Annotated in this window: 10 protein-coding genes and 2 pseudogenes; 4 read left to right on the top strand and 8 right to left on the bottom strand. The window is 71.6% G+C overall.

Annotated features, from left to right (window positions below; all coding sequences use genetic code 11):
* Nucleotide 1 precedes the first annotated feature (1 nt).
* On the bottom strand, nt 2-2,275 hold the full coding sequence (fxsT, locus tag ACZ4VF_RS02285) for an FxSxx-COOH system tetratricopeptide repeat protein (RefSeq protein ID WP_467922603.1): 2,274 nt from the start codon (nt 2,273-2,275) through the stop codon (nt 2-4).
* A gap of 191 nt (nt 2,276-2,466) precedes the next feature.
* On the opposite strand from fxsT, the gene ACZ4VF_RS02280 reads away from it, so the two are divergent.
* Nucleotides 2,467-2,937, top strand: coding sequence for an RICIN domain-containing protein (locus ACZ4VF_RS02280; RefSeq protein ID WP_467922602.1), 471 nt, complete (start codon nt 2,467-2,469; stop codon nt 2,935-2,937).
* Between the two features lie 551 nt (nt 2,938-3,488).
* On the opposite strand, the gene ACZ4VF_RS02275 is transcribed toward ACZ4VF_RS02280, so the two are convergent.
* Entirely contained in the window at nt 3,489-3,692 is a 204-nt protein-coding gene (locus ACZ4VF_RS02275) for a cold-shock protein (RefSeq protein ID WP_014670069.1), read from the bottom strand.
* 459 nt (nt 3,693-4,151) lie between these two features.
* Nucleotides 4,152-4,241: pseudogene (locus ACZ4VF_RS02270) on the bottom strand (hypothetical protein); the annotation flags it as partial.
* Nucleotides 4,242-4,632: 391 nt separating this feature from the next.
* Between ACZ4VF_RS02270 and ACZ4VF_RS02265 the strand changes: the two are divergent.
* Nucleotides 4,633-6,729: a SpoIIE family protein phosphatase gene (locus ACZ4VF_RS02265; protein ID WP_467922601.1), complete on the top strand. Its 2,097-nt coding sequence runs from the start codon at nt 4,633-4,635 to the stop codon at nt 6,727-6,729.
* A gap of 120 nt (nt 6,730-6,849) precedes the next feature.
* On the opposite strand, the gene ACZ4VF_RS02260 is transcribed toward ACZ4VF_RS02265, so the two are convergent.
* Nucleotides 6,850-7,410, bottom strand: a complete 561-nt coding sequence (locus ACZ4VF_RS02260) for a hemerythrin domain-containing protein (RefSeq protein ID WP_467922600.1) — start codon at nt 7,408-7,410, stop codon at nt 6,850-6,852.
* A gap of 228 nt (nt 7,411-7,638) precedes the next feature.
* Between ACZ4VF_RS02260 and qcrB the strand changes: the two genes are divergently transcribed.
* Complete coding sequence (gene qcrB, locus ACZ4VF_RS02255) at nt 7,639-9,261, top strand: cytochrome bc1 complex cytochrome b subunit (protein ID WP_467922599.1); 1,623 nt, start codon at nt 7,639-7,641, stop codon at nt 9,259-9,261.
* Between the two features lie 122 nt (nt 9,262-9,383).
* On the opposite strand, the gene ctaF is transcribed toward qcrB, so the two are convergent.
* From ctaF to ACZ4VF_RS02240, 3 genes are all read right to left on the bottom strand, one after another.
* A complete protein-coding gene (gene ctaF, locus ACZ4VF_RS02250) occupies nt 9,384-9,776 on the bottom strand; it encodes an aa3-type cytochrome oxidase subunit IV (RefSeq protein WP_467922598.1) in 393 nt (130 codons plus the stop codon).
* Nucleotides 9,773-11,491, bottom strand: coding sequence for an aa3-type cytochrome oxidase subunit I (ctaD, locus tag ACZ4VF_RS02245; RefSeq protein WP_467922597.1), 1,719 nt, complete (start codon nt 11,489-11,491; stop codon nt 9,773-9,775). Before ctaD ends, ctaF begins: the two co-directional genes overlap by 4 nt.
* A gap of 306 nt (nt 11,492-11,797) precedes the next feature.
* Nucleotides 11,798-13,579: a glycoside hydrolase family 15 protein gene (locus ACZ4VF_RS02240; RefSeq protein WP_467922596.1), complete on the bottom strand. Its 1,782-nt coding sequence runs from the start codon at nt 13,577-13,579 to the stop codon at nt 11,798-11,800.
* Nucleotides 13,580-14,546: 967 nt separating this feature from the next.
* Between ACZ4VF_RS02240 and ACZ4VF_RS02235 the strand changes: the two are divergent.
* Nucleotides 14,547-15,287, top strand: a pseudogene (locus tag ACZ4VF_RS02235) (sigma-70 family RNA polymerase sigma factor); the annotation flags it as partial.
* On the opposite strand, the gene ACZ4VF_RS02230 reads toward ACZ4VF_RS02235, so the two are convergent.
* Entirely contained in the window at nt 15,288-15,494 is a 207-nt protein-coding gene (locus tag ACZ4VF_RS02230) for a hypothetical protein (RefSeq protein ID WP_467922595.1), read from the bottom strand. It abuts the pseudogene before it with no gap.
* Between the last annotated feature and the right edge of the window lie 221 nt (nt 15,495-15,715).

Below are 15,715 nucleotides of genomic sequence, written 5' to 3'. Positions count from 1 at the left end.
GTCACCGCCCCGGCGCCCGTGACGGACGCGAGCCCGGGACCGGCGCGGCGGCGTCCGTGTCGTGAGCCTGAGCGGCCGCGGAGCGTTCCCCGTGTTCGCGGCAATTGCCGCCTTCCAGCAAGCGCTTGGCCAGAGCGAGGGCATCCTCCGTCTTGGGATGGGACGTGCCCAGCCGGCTGTTCAGGATCAGTGCGCCCCTGCGCGCGAGGGCCGCCGCGGTCGGGTCGCCCAGCGCGTGCACGGCCCTGGCCTTGAGCAGCAGGGCGTACCCGATGTACAGGTGGTCCGGCGCGTAACTGGCCTCGCGGATCCTTAACGCCCGGGAGATCAAGGGCACGGCCACGGCGTGCTCGTCCAGGTCGAGGTGGACACTGGCCAGGGCTATCAGGTCGAAGCTCACGTACGGGTCGTCCGGCCCGTACGCCGCCTCGTCGATCCGCAACGCCCGCTCGGCCAGGGGCACCGCCGCCTCGTGATCACCGAGGAGGTGGCGGATCCGGGCCAGGGTGGCCAGGTCCGTCGCGATGGCGGGACTGTCCGCCGGCAGACAGGACTCGTGCAGGCCAAGCGCACGTTCCGCCAGCGGACGCGCCCGCTCCGGAGCGCCGCGGTCCCGGTGGATCTGCGCCAGGGTGATCAGGTCGAAGCCGATCTCCGCGTCCCGCTGTCCGAGCGATTCGTCGATCGCGAGAGCCCGATCGCACAGGGGCTGTGCCACCGAGTGCTCCCCGATCGAGAGGAGGAAGGCGGACGCCAGCCGCAGCAGCGTCGCCGTCTGGGCGGCGCACTCGGCCGACGGCTCGTCCTTGGTCACCGCGAGCGTGTGCGGAAGCAGTTCCTGCCATCGCGACGGCGCCTGCGGGTCACCGTGGATGTCGTGCGGCACGGCCGCGAGCAGCGCCCGGCACAGCCGTGTGCGCGCGTCGGTGCGCACGTCGTCCGGCATCGTGGCGCGGATGGCGGCCTGCACCAGGCGGTGCAGCACCAGGGAGGACGCGCCGCGCCGGGCGAGCCCCAGCCCGGCAAGAGCGCCGACCGTCGTGTCCCACGCCACCGGGTCGGCAGCCGCCGCGATCAACGGTTCCTTGCCGTCACCGAACAGGTCCAGCGGGATCGGCTCCGGTGCCAGCAGCGCACACAACTCCAGCAGCCGCATGGCCTGCGGCCGCTGGCTCTGCAGCTGGCGCACGTTGAGCTGCCACAGGGTCGCGACCACCACCGCGGGCCGGTCGGTCAGTTCGCCCAGCGCGATCATGTCCTCCAGCCGCGACGCCAGCAGAGCCAGGTACCTCGCGGGCGCGGTGTGGTGGTAGTCCATGTACCCGGCCGCCTGTTCCAGTGCCAGCGGCAGGTCCCCCAGGTGCTCGGCAATCCGGTCCGCCACCGCTGCGGTCATGCCGGACACCCGCCGGGTCAGCAGCTCCACCGCCTCCTGCCTGGAGAAGACGTCCAGGTCGACGACGCCGGCTCTGCCCGACCAGCCGCGCAGCCTGGTCGTGACGATGAGGTGGCCGCCGCTGCCCAGATCACCCGACGGCAGCGCGTCCAGGAGCGTGCCGGGTCTCCCGCCGTTGTCGAAGATGATCAACCAGGGCCGGTGGTGCCGCAGTTCGCCGTAGACCCGGGGGACGACCTGTTCGCCGTTCACCTCCGCCAGTCCCAGCTCCCGGGCCAGCGAAGCGAACTGCGAGGACACCAGATCGGGGTCCTCGGCGTCCACGAACGCCACGAACCGGTATGTCGACCGGTAGAGGTAGGCGTACTCGACCGCCAGCTGTGTCTTGCCGACGCCGCCCAGCCCGTGCACGACCTGCATCGCGCCCTCGCCGCCCGAGGTCAAGCGCTGCCGTAACTCGCGCAAGGTGGCGTCGCGGCCGGTGAAGTGGGTGTTGCGCGGCGGCAGCCGGTAGGTCGCCGGACGGGAGCGCGGGCCCGGAGGGCGGGCAGCCGGCGCGCGGACCTTTCCGCCAGCGGTCTCCAACAGGTCGGTGAGCGTGGCGTGGTCGCTCCGCAGCCGCGCGAGTTCCTCCTCGCAGGAGAGGTCGATCCGACCGGCGTGCGCTGCGCGGACGCAGGCGGTCACATAGGCTGCGACCCGCTCCCAGGGGGGCGGTCTGCTGAACTTGCCCGCCAGCAGGTCCGACAGCGACGACCGGGTGAGGACCTTGTGCTCGTCGTGGGCCAGCAACAGCGCCTGGGCCGGTGAGCCCGCGGACGTGCGCAACCGCTGCAACCGGTTGACGAACCAGCTTTGTGGTGAGCCAGGTCCCCTCATGTACGCGGCTTTCCCCCGCTCCGCTCTCCGGAACCGTCCGGACTCCGGAGCCCGCGGACGCGGCGCGTCCAGCGGAAAGGCCCAGTGGATCCGGGCTCCTCCGGGACCACCGTGCCCGAGCGGCGCCACCCGGCAACGTGGACGGCGGCACGGACAGCACGCCAACGACCTGAACTACGAGGGGATCAACCATGGAACTCAAGGCAAGCCTCACCCGACTCGCGGGCGCGGGCGCGGCGCTCGCATGCGGTTCGGCCCTGCTGGTGGGCGGCACGGCCTCGGCCCAGGCGGCGGCCGTGAACTACCAGGTGATCAACGGCAACAGCAGCAACTCCTGTCTCCAGGTCAACATTTCGGGCGGCAAGGGTGACCTGGTCCTCGGCACCTGCGACCGCAGCGCGAAGCAGGTGTGGCAGATCAGCGGCGGCGTCTTCAGGAACCCGGCTTCGGGCCACTGCCTCGACGGGAACGGCGCGGACGTCTACACATTCCCCTGCAACGGCGGCGCGTACCAGAAGTGGACGACCACGTCCGGCAGCCCGAAGTCCATCCGGCACAACTGGAGCGGCAAGTACTTGGACGCGAACGGACAGGTGGGGGCCACGGTCGTCCTCCAGCCCACCATCAGCACGGCGTCCCGCTGGGTGATCGACCCGGTATGACCCGTCGGCCGACCCCGTGAGCCGGGCGGGCCGCCCTCACCGGCGGCCCGCCGCCTCCCAACCTCCACGAGAGCGCGCGGGCGGGCTTCCGCCCCGGCTCGGGGGGTCACACGGCGGAGGAAGCCCTACCCCACCTTCCCGCGGATTGGGGCAGCTGAGCGAGTCCCGCGCTCCGAAGTGCGCTACCGGTTCGTCATCGATGCCGCGTCTTTCGCGAACGCGTCATGACGTGCGAGAGCGGCCATGGGCCGAAGCCGACGCCGGCACGTCACCGACGAGCAGTAGCGAGCCAGGCGCACCTCGACCCGCTGACTCCACGCCGAGCTCGGACTCGCTTGTCGCCGAGGGTCGCCTCAGACACGTCCAGAGGCGTTCGACTTCGCGCAGGCGAAGGCCACGACTACTGGTCGCACAGGGCCCAGCGCCATACCTGCCGTAAGACGCGTCTGCGGCGCCCGGCCGCACCCCGTAGTCAGATGAACCGTCGTGCGACGGTAAGGGGGGCCCGGCGTCCCGAAGCCGGGATGCCGGGCCCCCTCACCGGGGCGCGATCAGGCGGGGCGGATGTTCTCAGCCTGCGGGCCTTTCTGGCCCTGCGTGACGTCGAACTCGACCTTCTGGCCCTCCTGCAGCTCGCGGTAGCCCTGGCTGGCGATGTTGGAGTAGTGGGCGAAGACGTCGGGGCCGCCGCCCTCCTGCTCGATGAAGCCGAAGCCCTTCTCGCTGTTGAACCACTTCACTGTGCCCTTGGCCATGACTGTCTCCTTTGAGGGAAACCGGGCACGCACGCTGCGCGACCGGGAGGTGATCGCCCTGGTCCGGAGAGGCGCTGAACAGCAAGAACGCCCGTGAGGCGATCACGGGCGAACGGAACTTCGGAACCACGACTGCTGATCACAACGCTATAACGGCATGACGGAAGCCGCTAGCGAAAACGCGCCGGCATCCCGTGGGGCTCGGCCGGAGCCGCCACCGCCGAGCCGTCCCCCACATGAGACACCGAACCGCCCACGCCGGGGCGCCCAGCTGACCGCCGGACGCCTCTCCACCTCACCCGCCACTGACCCGAAGCCACGCCCGGCCGCCCCCCACCCCTACTGCACCGCCCTCCACGGCGAGCAGGACGGTCGCCCTCTGCATGCGCCAGCAGCACCTCAAGACCTGCGTGAGTCATGGCGGTGAGCGAGGCGCGGGCTCCCGAGTTTGTCGGGGCGCGGTGGGCGGACGTAGCGGGTGCCGTAGGACTGGACCCAGCCATGCTGCGTGGCGGGGTAGCCGGTGAGCTGCTCGGCGACGTACTGGACTCACCGTGCGAGACGTGAGCGGGACGATCGTCATCCGGACGGTAAGACGGGGCACGCAGCGCCGCGCGGGCCGTGGGGCACGTAGCGCCGTGCGGGTCACGGGGCACGTAGCGCCGTGCGGGTTACGGGGCACGTAGCGCCGTGCGGGCCACGGGGCGGGAAGTGCGCCGCACACGCGCCCCCCGCCGTCCCCTGTCGCACCGCGAGGGGACCCTCGCCCCCTCGGGGCGCGGACCCTCGGCCCGCGTCCTGCCGGGCCGTCACTCCCACTGGCCCTCCCGCTGCCCGTACCGGATCCTGAATGGGGACGCTGACCTGCAGGAAGACAGCTTCATCCGATCGCCGCGGTCACGTGGCCACGCCGACACGGCAGGCGAAGGGAGCCGGTGCGATGACTTCAGCGGAACAGCGTCCGAACCAGCCGGGCGATCCGGAGGACGCCGCCACGGGCCCGAGCGGCTTGATGGATCTGCTGGGCGTCGCCGCGGTGCTGCTGGAGGCCGACGGCCGGATCGACATGTGGAGCCCGCAGGCCGAGCAGCTCTTCGGCTACACCGGTGCCGAGGTGATCGGGCGCTACGCGGCCCCGATCCTCCTCCATCCGGAGCACCAGGATGCGGCGATCACGCACTTCGTCCGGGTCATGGAGACCGGCGAGGGCTGGGCCGGCGCCTTCCCCGTGCGGCACAAGGACGGCAGCACCCGGTTGGTCGAGTTCCGCAACATGCGGCTCACGGACAACCTCGGCGATCACTACGCTCTGGGGCTGGCGACCGACCGGTCCACGCTGCGGCAGGTGGAGCGCAAGGTGGCGCTGTCCACCCGGCTGGTCACGCAGGCGCCGATCGGGATCGCGATCCTGGACACGGACCTGCGGTACGTGGAGGTCAACCCGGCCCTGGCGGCGATGCACGGCGTACCTGAGGCAGATCACGTGGGACACCGGTTCACCGAGATCCTGCCCGGCGCGGCCTTCCAGGCCGCGGAGGCGGTGATGCGACGGGTGCTGGCGTCGGGAGTCCCCGTGGTGGACGAGCAGATGGTGGGCCGCACCCGCGCCGACCCGGAGAACGACCACGCCTGGACCGTGTCGTTCTACCGGCTGGAGGACCAGCACGGACGGGCGCTGGGCCTGGCCAACGTGGTGGTGGACGTCACCGACCGGTACGAGGCGGCCAGGAAGGCCGACCGGGCCCAGCAGCGCCTGCGCCTGGTGGCCAGCGGCTCGGCCCGTATCGGCACCACCCTGGAGACGGAGCGGACCGCGCAGGAACTGGCCGACGTCGTCGTGCCCGGGCTGGCCGACATGGTCGCCGTGGACCTCCTGGACTCGCTCCTGCAGTCGGGCCGCCCGGACATGGGCGAGGGACCGGCCCTGTTCCGCGCCATGGCGGTGAAGACCGCGTACCCCACCGACGCGGCCCAGGCGATCGTGGCGCCCGGCCGGCTCGTCACCTACCCCGCGGACCACCCGGCGGCTCATGTCGTCCGCACCCGCGAGCCCCACCTGATCAGCCACCTGAAGAGCGGCGACCACGCGCGGATCGCGGCCGACCCGGAGGCCGCCCGCCTGTTCGCCGAGACCGGTGTCCACACCGATCTGGCGGTCCCCCTCATCGCCCGGGGAAGGATCATCGGTGTCATGGGCATGGCCCGCGCGCGCAACCCCCTGCCCTTCGACGAGGACGACGTCGCCCTCGCCGGCGAACTCGCCTCCACCGCGGCGCTGAGCATCGACAACGCCGTCCTTCACCATCACATCCGCAGCGCCGCCGAGACCCTCCAGCGCAGCCTGCTCCCCCAGCTGTCGCCCCGGCACCCCGGCCTGGAGGTCGCCGCCCGCTACCTGCCGGCCCAGGCGTTCAGCGAGGTCGGCGGCGACTGGTACGACGTCATCCCCCTCGGGGACGACCGCACCGCCCTGACCGTCGGCGACGTCATGGGCAGTGGCATCCAGGCCGCCACCACGATGGGCCGCATGCGCACCGCCACCTCGACCCTCGCCAAGCTCGACCTCGACCCCGCCCGCATCCTCACCCACCTCGACGAGATCATGCTCGGCCTGGACCCGTACATCGCCACCTGCGTGTACGCGGTGTACGACCCCCACCACGCCCGTCTGCAGGTGGCCTCGGCCGGCCACCTGCCCCCTGTCCTCACCCGCCCCGGCAGACCACCGGAACTCCTCGATCTCCGCACCGGCGCCCCGCTCGGCGTCGGCGGCGTCCACTTCGAGACCACCACCGTCGAGCTGGAACCCGGCTTCCAACTGGTCCTCTACACCGACGGACTGGTCGAGACCCGCAACGACCCCATCGACGAACGCCTGGACGCTCTCCTCCGTCTTCTGGCACGGCACGACCACTCCGCCGAAGACACCTGCGAGCGGCTGCTGCGACACCTCCGGCACCCGGGCGGCCACGACGACGTCGCTCTGCTCATCGCACGGGCACGGCAGCAGCCGGCCACCCGTAGGACCGGAGCGTGACGGTCCACCCCGCGCCACAGGGCGCACCGGGCCGTTCGGAAACCGATGCCGGCCCCGCGAACGGCTTACGGGACCCAGCGGGGGAGAGAGGGCAGGCCCCGCTCTTCGGGAGCCGGCGGTTCACTGAAGCCCGCGGCGTCCCAGCCGGTCACGCAGACGGTCCCAGGGCCCCCAGACGGCGGAGGTGAGCCTGGTCAGGGCCGGCGAGTCGGGCGCGTCAGGGCGTGGACGGGTGGGGCCGACGGCTTCCGCGCGCCGTGTCCCCGCCCCCGCGGCACGCAGGACGTCAGCGGGGCCCATGACCTGCAGGCGGGGGAACAGCCGCTGCTCCAACCCGACCACGTGCGCGGTGACACCCGAGACGAGGCACAGCAGGAGGCGCACATACCGTTCGCTGTGGGCCGGAACGGCTTCGAGGGACTTCAGCGTCCGCTGGATGTCCTCGTCGACGGCGAGCAGCGCGTCCACCCCCTTGTCACCGTCCACGACGTAACGGTGCACGAGCGGGTACAGGCACTCCCGTTCCGCCACGAGGTGGCTCACCAGGCGGCTGCCGGCCTGTTCCACGAGTGCGGCGCGCTCGTCGGTGCCCGGCGGAGCGGACCGCACCCGGTCGAGAAGGTTCTGGATCCCGCGGTGCTCCGCCGCGAGCTGTTCGATGATGCCGCTGTCACTCCCCACTCGCACTCCCTGAAAGGTGAGGCGCCGGCGGTCACCGGCAGCTGTCGGTCCTGGATGCCCGCCCCACCCCCGTTTCATTCCGGGCACGGGGGCGCGGCTGGTTGAGGAAAGAGGCCTTCGGGTATCCGAGCGCCCGTCGCGCGAGCCGTCGGGCCCGCGCGGCGCACACGAAGTGCCGGGCGGAAGAGGAGTGGTGCGGGCGTGCTACTACGGCGGCGCAGGGAGAGGATGAGGGGAAGGGCACGGCAGGCGGCCTTCCGGGCGTACGTCGCGGCCGACCGGCGGTCGCCGGTGTCGGAACTGGCCGGCCGGCTGCTGCGCAAGGCGTTCCCCGACCACTGGTCGTTCCTGCTGGGTGAGATCGCGCTCTACAGTTTCATCGTCCTCGTGCTGACGGGGACCTACCTGACGTTCTACTTCGATCCCAGCCTCGCCGAGGTGCCCTACAGCGGCTCGTACGAGCCCTTGCAGGGGCTGCTCGTCTCGAAGGCGTACGAGTCGACCCTCCACATCAGTTTCGAGGTGCGCGGCGGCCTGCTGATCCGACAGATGCACCACTGGGCGGCGCTCGTCTTCGTGGCGGCCATCGGCGTGCACATGCTGAGGGTCTTCTTCACCGGCGCCTTCCGCAGGCCCCGCGAGGGGAACTGGATCATCGGGGTGACCCTGTTCCTGCTGTCCCTGCTGGAGGGTTTCTGCGGCTACTCGCTGCCGGACGACCTGCTGTCCGGTACGGGTCTGCGCACCGCCAACTCCATCGTCCTGTCCATTCCGGTCGTCGGCACATACCTGAGCTTCCTCTTCTGGGACGGCCCCTTCCCCGGCACCGCGATCGACCGGCGTCTGTACATCGTCCACGTGCTCTTCGTCCCCGGCGCGCTCCTCGCGCTGATCACGGTGCACCTGATCATGGTCGTCTACCTGAAGCACACGCACTGGGCCGGGCGCGGGAAGTCCAACCGCAACGTCGTCGGCCAGCCCATGTTCCCCTCGTTCGTCGCCAAGTCGACCGGGCTGTCGCTGATGGTCGCCGGCGTCATCGCCCTCATGGGAGCGATCGCTCAGATCAACCCCGTCTGGCTCTTCGGCCCCTACGTGCCCGACCAGGTCTCCACCGACGCCCAGCCCGACTGGTACGTGGGGTTCCTCGAAGGGGCCCTGCGGCTGATGCCCGGCGTCGAATGGAACATCGCCGGCCACACGTTCATGTGGAACGTCCTGCTGCCCGCCGTCGTGCTGCCGGCCCTGCTGTTCCTGGTGCTCTACATGTACCCCTTCTTCGAGCGCTGGGTGACCGGGGACATGGTGGAGCACCATCTGTGCGACCGGCCACGGGACCGGCCCACCCGGACCGGACTCGGCGTGGCCGCCGTCGTCTGGTACGCCGTGCTGCTCATGGCGGGGGGCAATGACGTGATGACCGTCTGGTTCGACATCTCCGTCAACGCCCTGACATGGATCTTCCGGGTCGCCGTGTTCGTCCTCCCGGTCCTTTCCTTCCTGGTGACCAAGCGTGTCTGCCTGGCCCTGCAACGGCATGACCGGCAGCTGCTGGAGGAGGGTGAGGAGACCGGTGAGGTGTACCAGGACGTGGCGGGCGGGATCAGCGAGCGGCACGCACCCCTGGACGTGGAGGAGCGCTACAAGCTGCTGGTACGGGACATCCCGCGGCCGGTGGAACACCCGGGGGAGCGGGCGCCGTTGCGGGACAGGATCCAGGCGTCCCTCAGCTCGTGGTACTACGGTGAGCGAGTCGACATGCCGGCCACGGCGGAGGAGCGCCTCCAGGCCGGCGCCCGCACCGCCGATCCGGTGGCGGGCGGCATCGGGGACGAGGAGGAGACGGGCTGAGCCGCGGCGGGTGCCACCGTACCCGGGGCGGCGAGCCGGCGGCGCGGGGATGCCGCGCCGCCGCGTGAAGCCGGGTGACAGGGCCGCTCAGCGGCCACGGCACCACCGGTGAGCCGCCCGCCTCACCCGCTCTCGCGTCCGGCGTACTGGAAGACCATGCCGAAGACCCCGAGTCCCAGGACCCCGAGACCCATCAGGATCAGCCAGTCACCGTAGACGATCCCGTTGGCGACCAGTGTGGCGCCGGCGGCGGTCACCACCGGATGCCGGCTGTGCGGCGCGAAGAAGTCGATGCGGCCGCTGCGCTCCCGGATCTCCGCGTCGGAACGGTCCTCGGGACGGGAGCCCTTGCGCCGGTGGTTGACCATCGAGAAGAACGCGATCACCGACGCCATGAGGAAGGAGACGCCGAGTGCCGCGATGCCGACGGGCTCCCGTGCGACCCAGGCGTAGGCGACGTCGGTGACCAGGAAGAAGAGGGCCACGCCGGCGAAGAGGTACGACTCGGACTTCATTCGCTCTGGTTCCCTTCGGGGTCGGGGGTCGCCTCGACGGCTCCGTGCTGCTGCCGGGGCAGTCGTTCCATGAACTCCGGGTGGTGCAGGTCGAAGGCCGGTGAGTCGGACCGCACCCGGGGCAGCGCCGTGAAGTTGTGCCGGGGCGGGGGACACGAGGTGGCCCATTCGAGTGACCGGCCGTAGCCCCAGGGATCGTCCACGTCCACCATCGGCGCGTACCGGGCGGTCTTCCAGATGTTGTAGAGGAACGGAAGGGTGGACAGCCCGAGCAGGAAGGCACCGATCGTCGAGACGGTGTTCAGGGCGGTGAACCCGTCGGCGGCCAGGTAGTCGGCGTAGCGCCGCGGCATTCCGCCCTCGCCGAGCCAGTGCTGGACGAGGAACGTGGTCTGGAAGCCGACGAACAGCGTCCAGAAGTGGATCTTGCCGATGCGCTCGTCGAGCATCCGGCCCGTCAACTTCGGCCACCAGAAGTAGAAGCCGCCGAACATGGCGAAGACGATCGTTCCGAACAGGACGTAGTGCAGGTGGGCGACGATGAAATAGGTGTCGGTCAGGTGGAAGTCCAGAGCGGGTGAGGCGATGACGACACCGCTGAGTCCCCCGAGAAGGAACGTGACGAGGAAACCCAGTGACCAGAGCATGGGTGTCTCGAAGGAGAGACTGCCGGACCACATCGTCCCGATCCAGTTGAAGAACTTCACGCCGGTCGGCACGGCGATCAGGAAGGACATGAAGGAGAAGAACGGCAGAAACACCGCACCCGTGGCGAACATGTGGTGGGCCCACACGGTGGCCGACAACATGGTGATCGCGATGGTCGCGCCGACCATGCCGACGTAGCCGAACACCGGCTTGCGGCTGAACACCGGCACGATCTCCGTGACCACGCCGAAGAACGGCAGCGCCACGATGTACACCTCCGGATGGCCGAACCACCAGAAGAGGTGCTGCCACAGCAGGGCTCCGCCGGAGGCCGAGTCGAAGATGTGCGCACCGTACCGGCGGTCGGCCATCAGGGCGAGCAGGAGGGCCGTGAAGGGGGGAAAGGCCAGCAGCACGAGGATGGAGGTGAACAGCACGTTCCAGGTGAAGATCGGCATCCGGAACATGGTCATGCCCGGACAGCGCAGACAGACGATCGTGGCGATGAAGTTGACGCCCCCGAGCGTGGTGCTGACGCCGGAGAGCACGAGCCCCATCGCCCACAGGTCACCGCCGTGGCCGGGGCTGTGCGCCGAGTCGTTCAGCGGGGAGTAGGCGAACCAGCCGAAGTCGGCCGGACCGTTGCCGACCAGGAATCCGGACAGAACCGTGAGGCCCCCGAAGAGGAACAGCCAGTACGTCAGGGCGTTGAGCCGGGGGAACGCCACGTCGGGGGCGCCGATCTGGAGGGGCATGACGGCGTTCGCGAAACCGGTGAAGGTGGGCGTCGCGAAGAGCAGCATCATGATCGTGCCGTGGATCGTGAACAACTGGTTGTACTGCTGCTCGGTGACGATCTGAAGACCCGGCCGCGCCAGTTCGGCGCGCATCAGCATCGCCATCACTCCGGCGACCAGGAAGAAGCCGAACGACGTGACGAGGTAGAGATGGCCGATCTTCTTGTGGTCGGTGGTCGTCAGGTAGTCCCTGATCCTTTCACCCGTCTGCACGCGGGGGCCGCGGGCGGTGCCTTCTTCCTGGCCCGGCCCCGGGTGCGTCTTCGACATGAGCGCCCTCCAGGCGGTGCGCCGACGAGTCGGCATGCGTGACGAACCCGAGCGGGTTAGCCGCCCTGCCGTGTCGGTAAACCTGTCCGCCTCACCGGCTGTGCTACCCGGCGTACTCGGTGATCTTCTGCCGTACACCGCCTTCCCGGCCGAAGGGAGAAGTGAGCTGGTCCGCAGCGCGGTGGCGCTGCGCAGGGCAGCCCGGTCGTGGCCGTCACCGGTACGAGCGCCGGGGCGGGCCGGGCCACGGCCCGCGCGCTCGGCGCGGGCGGGACCGCCGTCGCCCTGCCGGCCCCGGCCCCCGGCTCAGCGGGGCAGCGTCGACGCGTCGTTGAGGCGCACGGCGCACTCCAGGAGCAGGGCGTGGACGAAGGCCTGGGGCAGGTTGCCGCGCAGCTGGCGCTGACGGACGTCGTACTCCTCCGCGAACAGCCCGGACGGCCCGCAGGCCGCCCGGGTCCGTTCGAACCAGCGCAGCGCGCCGGTCCGGTCGCCGAGGTGGTCGGTGGCCAGCGCCATGGTGAACCCGCAGAGCAGGAACGCGCCCTCCGACTCGCCCAGGGGGATGCCGGGCCGGCGGAAGCGGTAGAGGTAGCCGTCCTCGGCCAGCTCGTCCTCGACGAAGCGGCGGGTGACCGCGCTGCTCGGGTCGTCGGCGGACGGGCAGCCCCGGGCGAGCGGCATCAGCAGCGCGGCCTCCGGACCGTCGTCGTCCATGGCCCGGCGCCACCGGCCGTCGGCGCGCAGACACCGGCGCCGGGTCTCCGCGAAGACCGCCTCGGCGAGGTCGGCGCTGCTCCGCGCGGTCCGCCCCTTGAACACCTCGGCCACCCGGCGCAGCCCGCGGACCACGCTCAGCCGGGACTGGGTCCACCAGCGCTCGTCCAATTCCCACAGCCCGGCGTCGGGCCGTTTCCAGTTGCGTTCCACCGCGTCCACCGCGACCGCGACCGCCTCCTCGGCGTCGGGGGTGAGCCGGTCGTGGTGCGCGGCGGCGGCGAACAGCTGGAGCGCCTCCCCGAACGCGTCGAGCTGGAACTGCTCGGCCGCCCGGTTCCCGATCCGGTCCTTGCCGCCCGGGTAGCCGGGGAGAGACAGCCCGCGCTCCCCCGGGACCCGTCCGCCGCCGACGTCGTACGCGGGGTGCAGCCCCTCGCCGTCCGCCAGGATCCGTTCGGCGGTGAAGCGCACCGCGGAGTCGAGCAGTTCGTGCGGTCCGTGGGCGGCGACCGCGAGGCCCGCGTAGCTCTGGTCGCGGACCCAGGCGAAGCGGTAGTCGTAGTTGCGGCCGGCGTTGGCGCGCTCCGGCAGCGAGGTGGTGGCGGCGGCGACCATGCCGCCGGAGGAACTCGTCAGGCCGCGCAGCACGGCGTAGGCGTGCCGGGCGTCGCGCGGCGCGGCCAGGGCGGAGCAGTCGGGCACGGCCCGCCGCCAGGCGTCCTCCGTCGCCTCCCACAGCCGGTCCGGCTCCAGACGTTCGGTGCGCTCACGCTCCGACAGCTCAAGGACCAGGTCGTGGTGCTCGCCCTTGCGCAGCCGGAACTCCCCGCGCAGCCCGGACCCGGGGTTCCACGCGGCTTGGTGGGCGCCGGCGAGCCGCAGCCGCAGACCGTCCGCGTCCGCGGTCCACACCTCACCCTCCAGACGCGGGTCGCGCACCCGGCCGGCACCGAAGCCGGGCCGCGGGTCGAGGGTCAGCCGCAGCGCGGCCTCCCCCCGTTCGACGCGCATCCGGCGCAGCAGGAGCAGCCGGTCCACGGAGGCCGGCATCGCCAGCGCGTCACGGCACTCGATCACGGCGTCGGCGGTCACCCAGCGACTGACCCGGATCAGCGTGCCGTCCTCGTAGTAGCCACCCCACACGTGCCAGCGGTCCACCGGTTCGACGCCGAAGTACCCGCCGCCCCCGATCAGGGCGGAGAACACCGCGTCACTGTGCCAGCGCGGAGCACACAGCCAGACGATCCGCCCCTCCGGATCCACCACGGCGCCGCGTTCGCCGTCGGCGATGATCGCGTACTCCCGCAGCACCCACGGCGGGCAGACGCCCTCCGCCAGCTCTGTCTGCTTGCCGGCTTTCTCAGTCATGGCACGGGAGTTTCCCGGCCACGTTGTCGGGAAACGGAAGGCGCGTGGGACGGCCGGGCGGCGCCTTCGTCGGACGGTGCGCCACCGTCGGTACCGCACGGCCGGTCCCGCACGGCCGGCGTTCGGCTCGCCGCCCGGCGCCGGGTGCCGGATGCCGGGTGCCGCGGGCCGACGGGGCACCGGCCGGTCCGAGGCCGCCCGTAGGGTGCGGCACGGGTCCAATGGCCGGCGGCGAGGCAGTCACCTCGAAGGCGTCTCCAGCACACTGTCCGGGCGGCGCTCAACCCGTCTGCCGGGAAGGCCGCGTCGGCCGCGTCGGCCGCGAGGTCCACGCAGGCTGCCGTGCGCCACTGCCTGCCGCCCGGCGCCAGGCCGGCCATCGCGGCCGCGTGCGGGGCGTCGGGCACCACGGCCCACGCGCCCGGCACGACTCCCGCGGCCGTGCCGAGCCCCAGCACGACGTGGCGGGCACCCAGCAGCCGTACGACGGTGTCCGCGGCCGTACTCGCCCGCCTGCGCGGGCACCGACGCGGCTCGGCGCCCGGAGACGCGGTGAGGGTGGCGCCCACGCGATACGGACCGCGGTCATGGCGGCCGTCGTCGCCTTCCTCGTCCGGCGCTCGCGGAGACGACACCGCGGGCCCGTGGCCGGCTTCGGCGCGTACCGCGTGTGCGGTGAGGTCGGCGCAGTCACGACGGGGCTCGGCCTGCGGCAGGGGGCCGGGGCAGGGCCTGGGGGTGTCGTTCCGGTTGGAACGTGCCGTACGCACCCGGCCCTCACCGGACGGACGAAGATCCCTCCGCGGCGGCAGCCCCACGACCTCGCCCCGGCACCCGAAACCAGAATGACCCGTTCCACCCGCGACTCCACCCGAAGTCATCGCCGAGCGGGTGATCTTTGCATAGGCCAAAGGAATCGGGGGACCCATGGTGCAGCCCGGCAAGACCCTCCAGCGCAGAGGCTCACATGAATCCGCCGACCACCCTCCGCCCGACGCGGAAGCACGACCCAGACGGCGCGCTCACGTCCCTGCGTATCGACGAGATCGTCGGCCGGATCAGCCGGCACCCTCCGGGGCGCGAGCGGGAGGCGGCCCGGGAACGAGCCGTCCGCACCCTGATCCCCGTGGCCCGCCGGATCGCCGCCAAGTACCGCAACACCGGTGTCGAGGAGCAGGACGACCTCTTCCAGGTGGCCTGCGTGGGCCTGGTCAAGGCCATCGACGGCTACGATCCCGGCCAGGGACACGCTTTCCTGTCGTACGCGGTGCCCACGATCACCGGGGAGCTGAAGCGCCACTTCAGGGACCGGACAGGACTCGTACGACTGCCCCGTTCCGTGCAGGAGACCAGGCAGCAGGTCCGGCGCGTGTGGCGGGAGCTCGAACAGTCGGGTGGCGGTCGCCCGCCCTCGCTCGGGGAGGTCGCCCGGGCCTGCGGCCTGTCCGAGGACGCGGTGGCCGAGGCCATCCGTTCGCCGGGCGCGGCACGGCCCCGGTCGCTCGACGCGCCGTGGGAGGGACGGGAGGGGGCCCTGCCCGCGTTCGGCGAGGTGTTCGGCCACCGGGACGCCCGGATGGAGACCGTCGCCCTGCGCGTGGAACTCGTCGAAGCGTTGAGGCGGTTCCCGGAGCGGGAGCGGCGCATCCTGGTGCTGCGCTTCTTCCACGACCAGACGCAGCAGCAGATCGCGGCCATGGTGGGCATCTCACAGATGCATGTGTCCCGCCTGCTCGCCCGGTGCCTGGCCCAACTGCGCGAGACGCTCGGGCATCTCGATCCTTCGCTCCTCGCCGAGAACCGTGCCGGCCCGGAGGCGGCGGCGAAGGGGGCCGGGCACGTCCCCGCGCAGGCCGACAGCGGTCACGGCCACGGCCGAGTGCGGGACGAGGGGCCCGTCCGCAAGGACGTCCACGGCAAGGGGCAGCGGAGCACGCCCTCTCGGTCCTGTGGAGGCCGCGCCGGGAGGCAGGAGCCCCTCCGCCCGGGGCGAGGTGTCCCTCGCCGTCCGAGCCGGGCAGAGCCCTGCGGACGAGCGCCGCGTCGGCCGGACGGGGGAGCGGGATCACTGGTCCTTCACGCGGCACGGCCGCAGGTCGTCTCCAGCGGATGCCACAGGTGCCCGTCGGGGGGAGG

This window comes from Streptomyces sp. NPDC029151 (genome assembly GCF_055564315.1).
Note: the sequence above shows the minus strand (reverse complement) of the source record. Positions and strands in the feature narration are given on the sequence as shown.